This is a genomic window from Pantoea vagans, assembly GCF_004792415.1.
In the GTDB taxonomy this organism is placed as follows: Bacteria; Pseudomonadota; Gammaproteobacteria; order Enterobacterales; family Enterobacteriaceae; genus Pantoea; species Pantoea vagans.
Genome location: NZ_CP038853.1, coordinates 3238600 through 3254833, shown reverse-complemented (window position 1 = coordinate 3254833; position 16234 = coordinate 3238600). Strand labels below are relative to the sequence as shown.

The 16234-nt window shown below is 53.6% G+C and carries 16 protein-coding genes; 15 read left to right on the top strand and 1 reads right to left on the bottom strand.

Annotated elements, in window-relative coordinates; translation table 11 throughout:
- Positions 1-23: 23 nt before the first annotated feature.
- Complete coding sequence (map, locus tag EGO56_RS15460) at positions 24-818, bottom strand: type I methionyl aminopeptidase (RefSeq protein WP_135910021.1); 795 nt, start codon at positions 816-818, stop codon at positions 24-26.
- Positions 819-1136: 318 nt separating this feature from the next.
- On the opposite strand from map, the gene rpsB reads away from it, so the two are divergent.
- The 15 genes from rpsB to rnhB all read left to right on the top strand — a co-directional run bounded on the left by rpsB (position 1137) and on the right by rnhB (position 16227).
- Entirely contained in the window at positions 1137-1862 is a 726-nt protein-coding gene (rpsB, locus tag EGO56_RS15455) for a 30S ribosomal protein S2 (protein WP_031375276.1), read from the top strand.
- A gap of 181 nt (positions 1863-2043) precedes the next feature.
- A complete protein-coding gene (gene tsf, locus EGO56_RS15450; RefSeq protein WP_013356839.1) occupies positions 2044-2895 on the top strand; it encodes a translation elongation factor Ts in 852 nt (283 codons plus the stop codon).
- A gap of 157 nt (positions 2896-3052) precedes the next feature.
- Positions 3053-3778, top strand: a complete 726-nt coding sequence (pyrH, locus tag EGO56_RS15445) for a UMP kinase (RefSeq protein WP_013356840.1) — start codon at positions 3053-3055, stop codon at positions 3776-3778.
- 143 nt (positions 3779-3921) lie between these two features.
- Positions 3922-4479 (top strand): ribosome recycling factor, encoded by a 558-nt coding sequence (gene frr / locus EGO56_RS15440; protein WP_033731632.1) that lies wholly within the window; start codon positions 3922-3924, stop codon positions 4477-4479.
- 111 nt (positions 4480-4590) lie between these two features.
- A complete protein-coding gene (ispC, locus tag EGO56_RS15435) occupies positions 4591-5787 on the top strand; it encodes a 1-deoxy-D-xylulose-5-phosphate reductoisomerase (RefSeq protein ID WP_033731633.1) in 1197 nt (398 codons plus the stop codon).
- 181 nt (positions 5788-5968) lie between these two features.
- Positions 5969-6721, top strand: a complete 753-nt coding sequence (ispU, locus tag EGO56_RS15430) for a (2E,6E)-farnesyl-diphosphate-specific ditrans,polycis-undecaprenyl-diphosphate synthase (RefSeq protein WP_009091989.1) — start codon at positions 5969-5971, stop codon at positions 6719-6721.
- A gap of 18 nt (positions 6722-6739) precedes the next feature.
- Positions 6740-7597, top strand: coding sequence for a phosphatidate cytidylyltransferase (gene cdsA, locus EGO56_RS15425; protein ID WP_013356843.1), 858 nt, complete (start codon positions 6740-6742; stop codon positions 7595-7597).
- Between the two features lie 12 nt (positions 7598-7609).
- A complete protein-coding gene (gene rseP / locus EGO56_RS15420; protein ID WP_061061656.1) occupies positions 7610-8956 on the top strand; it encodes a sigma E protease regulator RseP in 1347 nt (448 codons plus the stop codon).
- 51 nt (positions 8957-9007) lie between these two features.
- Positions 9008-11419, top strand: a complete 2412-nt coding sequence (bamA, locus tag EGO56_RS15415; RefSeq protein WP_135910019.1) for an outer membrane protein assembly factor BamA — start codon at positions 9008-9010, stop codon at positions 11417-11419.
- 110 nt (positions 11420-11529) lie between these two features.
- Positions 11530-12027, top strand: a complete 498-nt coding sequence (gene skp / locus EGO56_RS15410) for a molecular chaperone Skp (protein ID WP_003852644.1) — start codon at positions 11530-11532, stop codon at positions 12025-12027.
- Between the two features lie 3 nt (positions 12028-12030).
- Positions 12031-13056 (top strand): UDP-3-O-(3-hydroxymyristoyl)glucosamine N-acyltransferase, encoded by a 1026-nt coding sequence (gene lpxD / locus EGO56_RS15405; protein ID WP_013356846.1) that lies wholly within the window; start codon positions 12031-12033, stop codon positions 13054-13056.
- Between the two features lie 152 nt (positions 13057-13208).
- The gene (gene fabZ, locus EGO56_RS15400; protein ID WP_003852639.1) at positions 13209-13664 is read left to right on the top strand and encodes a 3-hydroxyacyl-ACP dehydratase FabZ; all 456 of its coding nucleotides are present in this window, start codon (positions 13209-13211) and stop codon (positions 13662-13664) included.
- A gap of 3 nt (positions 13665-13667) precedes the next feature.
- The gene (gene lpxA, locus EGO56_RS15395; protein ID WP_013356847.1) at positions 13668-14456 is read left to right on the top strand and encodes an acyl-ACP--UDP-N-acetylglucosamine O-acyltransferase; all 789 of its coding nucleotides are present in this window, start codon (positions 13668-13670) and stop codon (positions 14454-14456) included.
- A 3-nt stretch (positions 14457-14459) separates the two neighbouring features.
- A complete protein-coding gene (gene lpxB, locus EGO56_RS15390; RefSeq protein ID WP_135910017.1) occupies positions 14460-15608 on the top strand; it encodes a lipid-A-disaccharide synthase in 1149 nt (382 codons plus the stop codon).
- Entirely contained in the window at positions 15601-16227 is a 627-nt protein-coding gene (rnhB, locus tag EGO56_RS15385; RefSeq protein ID WP_033731638.1) for a ribonuclease HII, read from the top strand. The genes lpxB and rnhB overlap by 8 nt, the downstream gene beginning before the upstream one ends.
- Positions 16228-16234 lie beyond the last annotated feature (7 nt).

The following is a 16234-nucleotide window of genomic DNA, read 5'->3' as shown; positions in this document are numbered from 1 at the left end:
CGGCTTGATCTGTGTGAGGAAAATTACCCTTCAGCAACGAGCACGGCAGGGATCGTGTCATCTTTACGCAGGGTTAAAATCTCACAGCCGTTTTCCGTCACCACAATAGTATGCTCATACTGTGCGGACAAGCTGCGATCTTTGGTTTTTACCGTCCAGCCATCTTTCATGGTGCGGATGCGGTAATCACCGGCATTGACCATCGGTTCTACCGTAAAGGTCATGCCCGCCTGCAGTACAACGCCGCTATCATCGGCATCGTAATGCAGCACCTGCGGCTCTTCGTGGAAGCCCTTGCCGATGCCGTGACCACAATATTCGCGCACAACAGAGAAGTCGTTCGCTTCCACATACTTCTGGATAGCACGACCCAGCTCGCGCAGACGAATGCCGGGCTTAATCAGACGCAGGGAAAGATACAGGCTCTCCTGCGTGACGCGGCACAGGCGCTCGCCCTGAATGGTCGGTTTACCAACGATAAACATCTTTGAGGTATCGCCGTGGTACTCATCTTTAATCACGGTGACGTCGATATTGACGATATCGCCATCTTTTAACGGGCGGTCATCGCTGGGAATTCCGTGGCACACCACTTCGTTAACGGAGATGCAGACCGACTTCGGAAAGCCGTGATAGCCGAGGCAGGCAGAGACCGCGTGTTGCTTTTGAGTAATGTGCTCGTGGCAGATGCGGTCCAGCTCACCGGTGGTCACACCCGGTTTCACGTAAGGTTCGATCATCTCCAGCACCTCGGCGGCCAGTCGGCCTGCGACGCGCATTTTTTCGATTTCTTCAGGGGTTTTAATTGAAATTGCCATTAAATTAATCCGCATTTGTCGAAATTTTCGACAATAATAAGTTCTGTGCTGTCATGTTAGCAGCCAGCAAATGGGCTGCCAAATAGAGAACGCGCTGGCCTCTGTCAGCGATGATTTATTGGCGTCACTGGGCTGGTTGTGATATAAAGCGCGCCGACGATTCTCTGTATGGCCGTTTCGGTCAGCAGGAAACGCATAACTCTCATTATGTGTACTAAAACACACATGTATCGACACATACGCCGGGGTGCCTTGAAAGAGGTCGGTCGTATGGGATACATGGAGGCCCAACCCCAATCAAACTTTAGAGGTTTTATCATGGCAACTGTTTCCATGCGCGACATGCTCCAGGCTGGTGTTCACTTCGGTCACCAGACCCGTTACTGGAACCCAAAAATGAAGCCATTCATCTTTGGTGCACGTAACAAGGTTCACATCATCAACCTGGAAAAAACTGTACCTATGTTCAACGAAGCTCTGGCTGAACTGAACAAGATCGCTTCCCGTAAAGGTAAGATCCTGATCGTAGGTACTAAGCGCGCTGCTGCTGAAGCGGTAAAAGAGTCTGCACTGAGCTGCGACCAGTTCTTCGTAAACCACCGCTGGTTAGGTGGCATGCTGACTAACTGGAAAACCGTGCGTCAGTCAATCAAACGTCTGAAAGATCTGGAGACTCAGTCTCAGGATGGTACTTTCGACAAACTGACCAAAAAAGAAGCGCTGATGCGTGCGCGTGAGCTGGCCAAGCTGGAAAACAGCCTGGGCGGTATCAAAGACATGGGCGGTCTGCCAGACGCGCTGTTTGTTGTTGATGCTGACCACGAACACATCGCAATCAAAGAAGCAAACAACCTGGGTATCCCGGTATTTGCTATCGTTGATACCAACTCAGATCCAGATGGCGTTGATTTCGTTATCCCAGGTAACGACGATGCGATCCGTGCTGTAAACCTGTACCTGACTGCCGTTGCGACCACCGTTCGCGAAGGCCGCTCTCAGGACCTGGCTGAGCAAGCTGAAGAAGCGTCTTTAGAAAACGCTTAATTAAGGTTTGCTCTGCATAAGAGCCCTTAGCATTCAGATGTGATCTGTAAGGGGCCTATAGTGGCCCCTTTATTTATCTAAGTCTGTTACGCCCCCAACCGGACGGCGGGACAGAGTAAATTTTCCGCAAATAAGTGTCTGCATGTACGTATGTACACAGGCACGAACCGAGGATTCTGGAATGGCTGACATTACCGCTGCATTGGTAAAAGAACTGCGCGAGCGTACTGGCGCTGGCATGATGGATTGCAAAAAAGCGCTGACTGAAGCGAACGGCGACATTGAGCTGGCGATTGAGAACATGCGTAAGTCTGGCGCAATCAAAGCAGCGAAAAAAGCAGGCAACGTTGCTGCTGATGGCGTAATCAAAACCAAAATCGTTGGCGACTACGGCGTGATTCTGGAAGTTAACTGCCAGACTGACTTCGTAGCAAAAGATGGCGGTTTCCAGGCGTTCGCAGACAAAGTTCTGGATGCGGCTGCCGCTGATCGCGTTACTGACGTTGAAGTCCTGAAAGCGCAGTTCGAAGAAGAGCGCGTTGCACTGGTTGCTAAAATCGGTGAGAACATCAACATCCGTCGCGTTGCAATCCTGGAAGGCGCAGAGCTGGGCAGCTACCTGCACGGCGCGCGTATCGGCGTTCTGGTTTCAGCGAAAGGCGCTAACGAAGATCTGATCAAACAGATCGCGATGCACGTTGCAGCGAGCAAGCCTGAATTCGTTAAGCCAGAAGATGTTTCTGCTGACGTGGTAGATAAAGAGTACCAGGTTCAGCTGGACATCGCGATGCAGTCTGGCAAGCCAAAAGAGATCGCAGAGAAGATGGTTGAAGGCCGTATGAAGAAATTCACCGGCGAAGTCTCTCTGACGGGTCAGGCTTTCGTTATCGACCCAAGCAAAACCGTTGGCCAGGCTCTGAAAGAGCAGGGCGCTGACGTGATCAACTTCATCCGCTTCGAAGTGGGTGAAGGCATCGAGAAAGTTGAGTCAGACTTCGCTGCAGAAGTTGCAGCAATGTCCAAACAGTCTTAATGCTCTGAAAGAACCGCCAGATGGCGGTTCTTTTTTGTCTGTGAATCGCAACAGACACGTTTTCAGTTTCATCCCAATAGCATTTTCTTTGTGGTAAGCGGATGATCGATCAGAATTTACTTCTCCTTTACACCCAATCTTCCAGGAAGAACTGACCATGGCGACCAACGCAAAACCTGTTTATCAACGTATCCTGCTTAAACTCAGCGGCGAAGCTCTGCAAGGCGCTGAAGGTTTTGGTATCGACGCGAGTGTGCTTGACCGCATGGCACAAGAGGTAAAAGAGCTGGTTGAGCTGGGCATCCAGGTTGGCGTGGTAATTGGCGGAGGGAACCTGTTCCGCGGCGCGAGCCTGCAGCAGGCAGGTATGAACCGCGTCGTAGGTGACCACATGGGTATGCTGGCGACCGTGATGAACGGCCTGGCGATGCGTGATGCACTGCACCGCGCCTATGTGAATGCACGCCTGATGTCAGCGATTCCACTGAATGGCGTGTGTGACAACTACAGCTGGGCAGAAGCGATTAGCCTGCTGCGTAACAACCGCGTCGTCATCTTCTCCGCCGGTACCGGCAACCCGTTCTTTACCACCGACTCTGCGGCGTGTCTGCGCGGCATTGAGATTGAAGCGGACGTGGTACTGAAGGCGACCAAAGTTGACGGCGTTTACTCTGCCGATCCGGTGAAAAGCCCGGACGCGACGCTGTATGATCAACTGACCTATGCCGAAGTCCTGGATAAAGAGCTGAAAGTGATGGATCTGGCGGCCTTTACCCTGGCACGTGACCACAAATTACCTATCCGTGTTTTCAACATGAATAAACCTGGCGCACTGCGTCGCGTAGTGATGGGTGAAAAAGAAGGCACCCTGATTACGCATTAATACCCGAGGCGAGATAAAATAAGGTATATTCTGTCAGCGCGATGAGAATGCATCGCGCACCAGTCAGGATTATCGATGATTATCGATCCCGCTTCCGGTTATGCCGGAACTGGCCAGGTCAAACCGAATCCAAGGGTTTCAACGTGATTAACGACATCAAAAAAGATGCTGACACGCGCATGGAAAAATGCGTTGAAGCATTCAAAACTACCATCAGCAAAGTGCGTACCGGTCGTGCGTCACCTTCGCTGCTCGACGGCATCGTCGTCGAATATTACGGCACGCCGACGCCACTGCGTCAGCTGGCTTCTGTCACTGTGGAAGATTCACGCACGCTGAAAATCAACGTGTTTGATCGTTCACTGAGCCAGGCAGTCGAAAAAGCGATCATGAAGTCCGATCTCGGTCTGAACCCAAGTTCAGCCGGTACTGACATCCGTGTTCCGCTGCCAGCGCTGACAGAAGAGCGTCGTAAAGATCTGATTAAAATCGTGCGCGGCGAAGCCGAGCAGGGCCGTGTGTCGGTACGTAACGTCCGTCGCGATGCCAACGATAAAATCAAAGCGCTGCTGAAAGATAAAGAAATCAGCGAAGACGACGAACGTCGTGCACAGGACGAAGTGCAAAAAATGACCGATGCGTACATCAAGAAAGTTGATGCTGCACTGTCAGAAAAAGAAACGGAGCTGATGGATTTCTGATTCCATCACTGCCGGACAAAACGCCGTACAGAGAGGTATTCGTATGAATGCGACATCTGGCGGCGTTTTACATTGTGCCTGCGGGCACGCTGACTTCACACGGATAGCCTCATGAAGCGATTAACTCTGCTGGGATCCACCGGCTCGATCGGCACCAGTACGCTGGCGGTGGTTCGCGCCAACCCAGAGCTTTATCAGATTACGGCGCTGGTTGCCGGCCATAACGTGGCGCTGATGGCCGAACAGTGTGCGGCCTTTACGCCACGCTACGCCTGCATGGCAGACGAAACTTCTGCCGCTGCGCTGCGTGAGCGACTGAGAGCAATCAGGGTCAATACTGAAGTGCTCTCCGGCGTTCAGGCAGCCTGTGAGCTGGCCGCGCTGGATGAGGTGGATCAGGTGATGGCGGCCATTGTCGGTGCGTCAGGTTTGCTGCCAACGCTGGCCGCCATTCGCGCCGGTAAAACGGTACTGCTGGCCAACAAAGAATCGCTTGTCACATGCGGCCGTTTGTTTATGGAGGCGGTGCGTCATCATAACGCGCAGTTACTACCGGTCGACAGCGAGCATAACGCCATTTTTCAGAGTTTACCGGCTACCATCCAGCATCAGTTAGGTTACGCTGACCTGCGGGATAATGGCATTGAGTCAATTATCCTTACGGGATCGGGTGGTCCTTTTCGTGACACAGATTTAGCAGATCTCAGCGCCATGTCGCCGGATCAGGCCTGTGCACATCCGAACTGGTCGATGGGGAGAAAAATCTCTGTCGATTCGGCCACCATGATGAATAAAGGTCTTGAGTACATTGAAGCCCGTTGGTTGTTTAATGCCAGCGCAGCGCAGATGGAAGTGATCCTTCACCCACAGTCGGTGATTCACTCTATGGTGCGATACTGCGATGGCAGCGTGCTGGCTCAGTTAGGTTCTCCCGATATGCGTACGCCCATTGCCCATAGCATGGCCTGGCCTTCGCGCATCAAAGCAGGCGTGACGCCGCTGGATTTTACCCGCATGTCGGCGCTGAGCTTTGCAGAACCTGATTTTAGTCGCTACCCCTGCCTGAAACTGGCCATTGATGCCTGTGATGCAGGGCAGGCGGCGACCACCACGCTGAATGCAGCCAACGAGGTTGCCGTCGCGGCTTTCCTGAATCACCAGATCCGCTTCACCGACATCGCGGCGCTTAATAGCGCAGTGATGGCGGCACAAGTGTGTCCGGAGCCTGATTCGGTGGACGCTGTCCTTGAAATTGATCGCTCCGCGCGCGCGCTGGCGGCAGAAATGTTGCCGCGCTTCACGTCGTGAAGCCGATCGTTATGAGGCCATTTGTTCGCTTCAGGTGAAAATGGTATAGTCGCTGGCTCGCGTTTCACGGTCTGTCACCGAATTCGGTGTGGCCCGGCACCAAAAGCGTGTCGGGATTTGAATCGGGCGCAATGTATTCAGAAACCACAGCATTTCTGATGAAAGGAATTGGTTAAGCGTTATGTCGTCTAACAATCACAACAACACTGATGACCAGCAGGGAAACGGTCCGCGCCACGTCGCTATCATCATGGATGGCAATGGTCGCTGGGCCAAAAATCAGGGAAAATTGCGTATTTCGGGCCACAAAGCGGGCGTTAAATCGGTGCGTCGCGCCGTCAGCTTTGCGGTCAGCAACAATCTTGAAGCCCTGACGCTTTACGCCTTCAGCAGTGAAAACTGGAGCCGTCCGGCGCAGGAAGTCACCGCGTTAATGGAACTGTTTGTCTGGGCGCTCGACAGCGAAGTGAAAAGCCTGCACAAACACAATGTTCGCTTACGCGTCATTGGCGATACCAGCCGTTTCAGCCCGCGTATTCAGGAACGTATTCGCCGTTCTGAGACGCTGACCGCAAATAATAGTGGCCTGACGCTCAACATTGCTGCCAACTATGGCGGCCGTTGGGATATTATCGAAGGCGTGAAAAAACTGGCTGAGCAGGTGCAGGAAGGATTACTGCGTCCTGACCAGATTACCGAAGAGAGCCTGACGTCGCAGCTCTGTATGCAGGAGCTGGCGCCAGTGGATTTAGTGATAAGGACCGGGGGAGAGCATCGGATTAGCAACTTCCTGCTGTGGCAGATTGCCTATGCTGAATTCTATTTTACCGATGTGCTCTGGCCGGATTTCGATGAACACGTTTTTGAAGGTGCACTGAATGCATTCTCTCTGCGGGAGCGTCGTTTTGGCGGCGCTGCACCAGGCGGCGCCTGAGCAATCTGGGGGTAACCTTTGCTGAAGTCTCGTCTGATTACCGCGTTGATATTAATTCCGCTGGTAATAGCTGCACTGTTCTGGTTACCACCTGTGGGCTTTGCCCTTACAACCATCGTTATCTGCATGCTGGCCGCCTGGGAATGGGGTCAGTTTGCAGGGATGGCATCACGGCAACAGCGCGTCTGGCTGGCTGTACTTTGTGGTCTGCTGCTGGCGCTGATGCAGTTTACGCTGCCGCCTTATCAACACACGGTGCATCTGCCCCAGGTCGCGACATCGCTTTGGGCGTCGCTGGTGTGGTGGGTCGTTGCACTGCTGCTGGTCCTCTCCTATCCCGCCTCTGCGGCCTTCTGGCGTCATTCGCGCCCGCTCCGCTTACTGTTTGGCGTGTTAACGCTGGTGCCTTTTTTCTGGGGCATGGTAGCGCTGCGCCAGTATCACTATGAAACCGATCACTTCGCTGGTGCCTGGTGGCTGCTGTTTGTGTTGCTGCTGGTGTGGGGGGCGGATTCAGGTGCCTATATGTTTGGCAAGATGTTCGGCAAACATAAGCTGGCACCGAAGGTGTCGCCAGGTAAAACCTGGGAAGGCTTCCTGGGCGGTCTGGTCTCCTCTGCGCTGATTGCGCTGCTGTTTGCCTCGCTGGCGCCGCTGACGGTCTCTACCGGTACACTGGTGATTTGCGCGGTTATCGCAACGCTGGCCTCCGTGCTGGGCGACCTCACTGAGAGTATGTTCAAACGTGAAGCGGGTATCAAAGACAGTGGCAATCTGATACCGGGTCACGGCGGCATTCTTGATCGCATTGATAGTCTGACTGCGGCGGTGCCGGTGTTTGCCTGTTTATTGCTGCTGGTGTTCCGCACCCTTTAAGGACAGGCAAAGATGTTGAGCATAATCTGGAGTTTCTTCGCCTTTATCGTTGCGCTGGGCGTGTTGATTACCGTTCATGAGTTTGGCCATTTCTGGGTCGCTCGTCGCTGTGGCGTCAAGGTTGAGCGTTTTTCCATTGGGTTTGGTAAGTCGCTCTGGCAGCGCCGTGACCGCCACGGCACGGAATTTGTCATCGCGCTGATTCCCCTTGGTGGCTACGTGAAAATGCTCGACGAACGTGTCGAAAGCGTGCCAGCCGAGCTGCGTCATCAGGCTTTTAATAATAAAGCCGTCTGGCAACGTGCCTCCATCATCGCGGCAGGTCCTGTCGCTAACTTCCTCTTTGCCATCTTTGCCTACTGGGTTGTGTTTATTCACGGCGTGCCTGGTGTGCGCCCGGTAATCGGTGAAATTTTAAACGGTTCGGTCGCTGCGGAAGCGCAAATTGCGCCCGGCATGGAACTTAAGGCCGTTGACGGTATCGAAACGCCTGACTGGGATGCTGTGCGTATGGCGCTGGTGGGTAAAATCGGCGACAGCAGCACCACGTTAACGGTGGCACGATTTGGCGAGGACGCGACTCAGCAGAAGCAGCTGGATTTGCGTAACTGGCAGTTTGAGCCTGATAAGCAGGATCCGGTCGTCGCATTAGGCATTCAGCCTCGCGGTCCGCAAATTGAGACCACACTGGCAGAAGTTCAGGCGAATTCGCCAGCCAGTGAAGCCGGTTTGCAAGCCGGCGACAGGATCGTTAAAGTCGATGGTCAGCCATTATCGCAGTGGCAGACATTTGTTACCCAGGTCCGGGACAATCCCGGCAAAAGCATGGCGCTTGAGGTGGATCGCGGCGGTGAATCAATTGCGCTGACGATGACGCCAGAAGCGAAAGCTGGCACGACAGCGGGCTTTGCGGGTGTGATTCCGCGCATTGTTCCGCTGCCCGAAGAGTACAAGACGGTAAGGCAGTATGGCGCGTTTGCGGCTATCGGTGAGGCCAGTGTAAAAACCTGGCAACTGATGAAGCTCACCGTTTCCATGCTGGGCAAGTTAATAACCGGTGATGTGAAGCTGAACAACCTGAGCGGGCCAATCTCGATTGCGCAGGGTGCAGGGTTGTCAGCGGAGTATGGGTTGATTTACTACCTGATGTTCCTGGCGTTGATTAGCGTCAACCTGGGCATTATCAACCTGTTCCCTTTGCCGGTTTTAGATGGTGGGCACCTGCTGTTCCTGGCGATCGAAAAGATCAAAGGTGGACCGGTGTCCGAGCGAGTTCAGGACTTTAGTTATCGCATCGGCTCAATTCTGCTGGTGCTGTTAATGGGGCTTGCACTTTTCAATGATTTCTCACGTTTGTAACCGCTGGAACGCGAACATTCGAGGGATGTGTTAGGAAAACGCATAACAACGATGGCGATGAAAAAGTTGCTCATAGCGTCGCTGCTGTTTAGCAGCGCCACCGTTTACGGTGCAGACGATTTCGTGGTGAAGGATATTCATTTCGAAGGGCTGCAGCGAGTCGCCGTCGGCGCGGCTCTGCTGAGCATGCCAGTACGGGTTGGCGATACGGTGAATGACGATGATGTCAGAAATACCATTCGCTCGCTGTTCGCTACTGGCAACTTTGAGGATGTTCAGGTCCTGCGAGACGGTACAACGCTGATTGTCCAGGTCAAAGAACGTCCTACCATTGCCAGCATTACCTTCACCGGTAACAAAGCGGTGAAAGAGGATCAGCTCAAACAAAATCTGGAAGCTTCAGGTGTCCGTGTCGGCGAAGCGCTGGACCGTACTACCATCTCTTCTATCGAGAAGGGACTTGAAGACTTCTATTACAGCGTCGGTAAATATACCGCCAACGTGAAAGCCGTGGTCACGCCACTGCCGCGTAACCGCGTTGATCTGAAGCTGGTCTTTACGGAAGGTGTCTCTGCTAAAATTCAGCAGATCAACATCGTCGGTAATAAAGCCTTCAGCTCCGATGAACTGATCTCCCGTTTCCAGCTGCGCGATGAAGTGCCATGGTGGAACGTGGTCGGCGATCGTAAATACCAGAAGCAGAAACTGGCGGGCGACCTTGAGACCCTGCGCAGCTTCTATCTGGATCGCGGTTATGCCCGCTTCAACATCGATTCGACTCAGGTCAGCCTGACGCCAGATAAAAAAGGCATCTACATCACGGTGAATATCACCGAAGGTGACCAGTACAAAATCGCTGGTGTGATCGTCAATGGCAGCATGGCAGGCCATTCAGCAGAAATTGAGCATCTGACCAAAATTCCGGCAGGCGAGCTTTATAACGGCGCCAAAGTCACGAAAATGGAAGATGACATCAAGAAACTGCTGGGCCGTTACGGCTATGCCTATCCGCGTGTCGCCACGCAGCCTGAAATCAACGACGCCGATAAAACCGTAAAACTGCATATCAACGTGGACGCGGGTAACCGCTACTACGTGCGTAACGTCCGCTTCGAAGGTAACGACACCTCTAAAGATTCGGTGTTACGTCGTGAAATGCGTCAGATGGAAGGCGCATGGCTGGGCAGCGATCTGGTTGAGCAGGGTAAAGAGCGTCTGAATCGTACCGGTTACTTTGAAACCGTGGATGTGGATACTCAGCGTGTGCCGGGTTCGCCGGACCAGGTTGATGTGGTCTACAAGGTTAAAGAGCGTAACACCGGTACCTTTAACTTCGGCGTCGGCTACGGCACCGAAAGTGGTGTGAGCTTCCAGGTCGGGGTCACGCAGGATAACTGGCTGGGCACCGGTAATACCGTGGGCATCAGCGGCACCAAAAACGACTACCAGACCTATGCTGAATTCTCGCTTACTGACCCTTACTTCACCGTTGATGGTGTGAGTCTGGGTGGTCGTCTGTTCTATAACGACTTCAAAGCGGACAATGCGGATCTTTCTGACTATACCAACCGAAGTTATGGTCTGGATGGCACGCTTGGCTTCCCGGTTAACGAAAACAACACCCTGCGTGTCGGTCTGGGCTATGTCCACAATGACCTGTCAAACATGCAGCCGCAGGTTGCGATGTGGCGTTATCTGGATTCAGTCGGCAAGCCACAGCAGTTGAATGACAAAGGCGAATTCTCAGCCGATGACTTCACCTTTAACTACGGCTGGACGTACAACACGCTGGACCGCGGCTTCTTCCCCACATCCGGTAACCGTACCAACCTGAACGGTAAGGTCACGATTCCAGGCTCAGATAACAGCTTCTATAAGGCCACGCTGGACACCCAGCAGTATGTGCCGATTAACCAGGATCGCACCTGGGTGCTGCTGGGCCGTGGTCGTGTCGGCTATGGCGATGGTCTCGGCGGCAAAGAGATGCCGTTCTATGAGAACTTCTACGCCGGTGGTTCAAGCACCGTGCGTGGCTTCCAGTCCAACACCATTGGACCGAAAGCGGCTTACTACAATAACAACTCGTCGAACTGCCGCATTGCCGATCCAAATGGCGTCTGTAAGTCTGACGATGCGGTGGGCGGTAACGCCATGGCGATTGCCAGCCTTGAGCTGATTACGCCAACGCCGTTCCTGAGCGAGAAGTATGCTAATTCGGTGCGTACCTCGGTGTTTGTCGATACCGGTACCGCGTGGGATACCCACTGGGAAAACACCGCTGAAACACGTGCTGCGGGTATTCCTGACTACAGCGATCCAAACCATATCCGCGTATCAAGCGGTGTGGCGCTGCAGTGGATGTCACCGCTCGGCCCGCTGGTGTTCTCGTATGCCCAGCCGATTAAGAAAGTCGATGGAGACAAGTCAGAGCAGTTCCAGTTTAACATTGGTAAAACCTGGTAATGTTCTGAGCATGGATGCATAGCTGAAGTCTTGCTGCCGGGCAGCACCTGTTGCTGTTCCGGGGCAAACACTGTGTCGCTGACACAAACGTTGATGGTAAGGAGTTTATAGTGAAAAAGTTGTTGTGTGCCGCAGGTCTGGGTCTTGCTTTAGCGGTCTCCGCTGGTGTTCAGGCTGCTGACAAAATTGCAGTGGTAAACGTGTCCAGCATTTTCCAACAGTTACCGCAACGTGCGACTGTTGCTAAACAGCTGGAAAACGAGTTCAAAGGCCGTGCAACTGAGTTGCAGAGCCAGGAGCGCGATCTGCAAACCAAAATGCAGCGTCTGCAGCGTGACGGTTCTACCATGAAGGCCAGCGAACGCAGCCGTATGGAAAAAGATGTCATGTCACAGCGTGAAGCTTTCTCTTCAAAAGCGCAGGCTTTTGAGCAGGATAATCGCCGTCGTCAGATGGAAGAGCGTAACAAGCTGCTGAGCCGTATTCAGGATGCCGTGAAGAAAGTCGCTGACAGCGATGGTTACGACGTCGTGATCGACGCTAACGCGGTGGCTTATGCATCAAACGCAAAAGACATCACTGCTGACGTGCTGAAACAGGTTAAATAATTCATGTCATCTATTCGACTGGCTGATTTAGCCCAGCAGTTGGATGCAGAATTGCACGGAGATGGCGATATCGTCATCTCCGGCATTGCTTCTATGCAATCCGCCACAACTGGCCAAATCACTTTTCTTGCAAACAGCCGTTACCGCGAGCAACTCGCCCTGATAAAGGCCTCAGCCGTGGTGCTGACGGAAGCGGATCTGGAGTGGTGCAAAACCGCAGCGCTGGTAGTCAAAAATCCCTACCTGACCTATGCGCGTATGGCACAAATACTCGATACCACGCCACAGCCGGCGCAGAATATCGCCCCCAGCGCAGTCATCGATCCCTCAGCGCGACTTGGCAATAACGTTGCCATTGGTGCCAATGCGGTGATCGAAGCGGACGTTGAGCTGGGTGATAACGTAGTCATTGGTGCGGGATGCTTTGTGGGCAAAAAAACCCGTATCGGTAGCGGAACCCGCCTCTGGGCCAACGTCTCTGTGTATCACGAGATCGAAATCGGCCAGGATTGTCTGATTCAGTCAGGTACCGTCATTGGTTCTGATGGTTTCGGCTATGCCAATGATCGCGGTAACTGGGTGAAAATCCCGCAGTTAGGCGCGGTAATTATCGGCGATCGCGTCGAAATAGGTGCCTGCACCACCATCGATCGCGGTGCGCTTGATAACACTCTGATCGGCAATGGTGTTATCATAGACAACCAGTGCCAGATCGCTCACAACGTAGTTATTGGCGACAATACTGCGGTTGCAGGCGGTGTGATCATGGCGGGTAGTTTGAAAATTGGGCGTTACTGTATGATTGGCGGTGCCAGCGTCATTAACGGCCATATGGAAATCTGTGACAAAGTAACGGTGACCGGTATGGGTATGGTCATGCGTCCTATCACAGAGCCTGGTGTCTATTCGTCAGGCATTCCGCTGCAACCCAACAAAACCTGGCGCAAAACTGCAGCGCTGGTGATGAACATCGATGACATGAGCAAACGCTTAAAAGCCATCGAGCGCAAGGTCGGCAAAGACGACTAACCGCCATCCCAAAACTGACCGGCTTTCATAATAAAAATGTTAAGCAGGGAAGCCCGGCGCCACAGAACCTATTTGCGGCCTGCGGAAGATCATTTTGATCTGTGCAGGCCGTGTTATTGATGTCATCAGATTTTTAGGACAGGAAGAGTATTTTGACTACTGAAACTCATACTCTGAAAATTGAAGAGATTTTAGAGCTGCTGCCGCACCGCTATCCGTTTCTGCTGGTAGACCGCGTGCTGGAATTTGAAGAGCACAAATACCTGCGTGCAGTGAAGAACGTTTCTGTTAATGAACCGTTTTTCCAGGGGCATTTCCCTGGTAAACCGATTTTTCCTGGCGTTCTGATCCTGGAAGCGATGGCGCAGGCCACCGGTATTCTGGCGTTTAAAAGCGTAGGTAAACTGGAACCAGGTGAACTCTATTACTTTGCCGGTATCGACAGTGCCCGCTTCAAGCGCCCTGTGGTACCAGGCGACCAGATGATCATGGAAGTCACTTTCGAGAAAACCCGCCGTGGTCTGACCCGCTTTAAAGGCGTGGCGACTGTCGATGGTAAAATCGTTTGTGAAGCGACCATGATGTGTGCCCGCAGCCGGGAGGCATAATTCGTGATTGATCCAACCGCCACTATCCATCCCAGTTCTGTCATCGAAGAGGGCGCTGTTATTGGCGCCCGCGTTCACATTGGCCCGTTTTGCTTTATTGGCGCGAATGTTGAAATCGGTGAAGGAACGGTACTGAAGTCACACGTTGTGGTGAACGGCCACACGCGTATCGGTAAAGATAATCAGATCTATCAGTTTGCCTCGATTGGTGAAGTGAATCAGGATCTGAAATATGCCGGTGAGCCAACACGGGTTGAGATCGGCGATCGCAACCGCATCCGTGAAAGCGTGACGATTCATCGCGGCACCACGCAGGGTGGCCATGTCACCACGGTGGGCAGCGATAATCTGCTGATGGTGAATGTCCATATTGCGCATGACTGCGTGATTGGCAACCGCTGTATCTTCGCCAACAACGCCACCCTGGGTGGTCACGTGACGGTCGATGATTTCGCCATTATTGGCGGCATGACAGCGGTACATCAGTGGTGCATCATCGGTGCTCACGTGATGGTAGGTGGCTGTTCCGGCGTGGCGCAGGATGTGCCGCCTTACGTTATTGCGCAGGGCAACCACGCGACGCCGTTCGGGATCAATATCGAAGGTCTTAAACGCCGTGGCTTCAGCAAAGAGTCGTTGCACGCGATTCGCAACGCCTACAAGCTGCTCTACCGCAGCGGCAGAACGCTGGAAGAAGTGAAGCCAGAAATCGAAGCCATCGCGCAGCAGCACAGCGAAGTGCAGCCTTTCTACGACTTCTTCACCCGTTCAACCCGTGGGTTAATTCGTTAATCCATGTCAGCGCGTCCTTTAACGATTGCCCTGGTCGCCGGAGAAACCTCCGGCGATATTCTTGGTGCAGGTCTGATTCGTGCCCTGAAAACCCGTCATCCTGATGCACGCTTTGTCGGCGTGGCGGGTCCCTTGATGCAGGCGGAAGGGTGTGAAGCCTGGTATGAGATGGAAGAGCTGGCGGTGATGGGCATTGTTGAGGTGCTGGGCCGCCTGCGACGTCTGCTGACAATCCGCCGCGATCTCACCCGGCGTTTTACCGAACTCAGACCCGATGTCTTTGTCGGGATTGATGCGCCCGATTTCAATATCACGCTGGAAGGCAACCTTAAACGCACGGACATTCGCACTATCCACTATGTCAGCCCTTCGGTGTGGGCATGGCGGCAAAAGCGCGTGTTTAAGATTGGTCGTAACACCAATCTGGTGCTGGCCTTCCTGCCGTTTGAAAAAGCCTTCTACGATCGCTATAACGTTCCCTGTCGCTTTATCGGCCACACCATGGCGGATGCCATGCCGATGCAACCTGATAAGCAGGCTGCGCGACGTCATCTCGGTATTGCCGATGATGCACTCTGTCTGGCTTTGCTGCCCGGCAGCCGGGGCGCAGAAGTAGAAATGCTCAGCGCTGATTTCCTGAAAACAGCGCAATTGTTGCGTCGTCACTATCCGACACTGGAAATCGTGGTGCCACTGGTTAATGCCCGTCGCCGCGAACAGTTTGAAAAAATTAAAGCTGACGTCGCTCCTGAGCTGCCGATGCATCTGCTGGATGGTCAGGGACGTGAGGCGATGATTGCGAGCGATGCCGCACTCCTGGCGTCAGGTACTGCTGCACTGGAGTGCATGCTGGCAAAATGCCCTATGGTCGTCGGTTATCGCATGAAGCCGGCCACGTTCTGGCTGGCGAAACGGCTGGTAAAAACGCCTTATGTCTCTCTGCCGAATCTGCTGGCCGGGCGTGAGCTGGTCAAAGAGTTACTGCAGGATGAGTGTCAGCCAGAAGCCCTGGCTGCGGCATTAGATCCGCTGCTGCATGCCGGGCCTGAGCGCGAAACCCTGCTGCAGACGTTTCATGAATTACATCAACAGATCCGCTGGAACGCCGATGAGCAGGCAGCGGATGCGGTACTGGAGCTGGTGAATGCCTGATTTTATCTATCCTGTCGCCAGACTGATTGCCGGTGTGGACGAAGTGGGGCGCGGTCCGCTGGTCGGCGCGGTGGTCACTGCTGCAGTCATCCTCGACCCGGCTAATCCGATTACCGGCCTGGCTGACTCTAAGAAACTGTCGGAAAAGCGCCGCCTGTCGTTGTATGACGAAATCAAAGAGAAGGCGCTGGCCTGGAGTCTGGGCCGCGCAGAGCCGGAAGAGATTGATCAGCTCAACATTCTGCACGCCACTATGCTGGCGATGCAGCGCGCCGTTGCTGGCCTGAGTATTCAGCCCGACTATGTGCTGATTGATGGTAACCGTTGTCCGGCGTTGCCTGTGCCTTCACAGGCCGTGGTGAAAGGGGATAGCCTGGTGGCCGAAATCAGTGCAGCCTCCATCATCGCCAAAGTGTCGCGCGATCGTGAAATGGCCGAGCTGGATCTGCTGTTCCCGCAGTATGGTTTTGCGCAGCACAAAGGTTATCCGACGGCGCTGCATATGGAAAAACTGACGCAATATGGCGCCACGCCGCACCACCGTCGCAGTTTTGCGCCTGTACGCAACGCGCTGCTCGACGCTGAAGTACTGGCTGCCCGCCAGACCCTTACGCTTTAATAGCCTG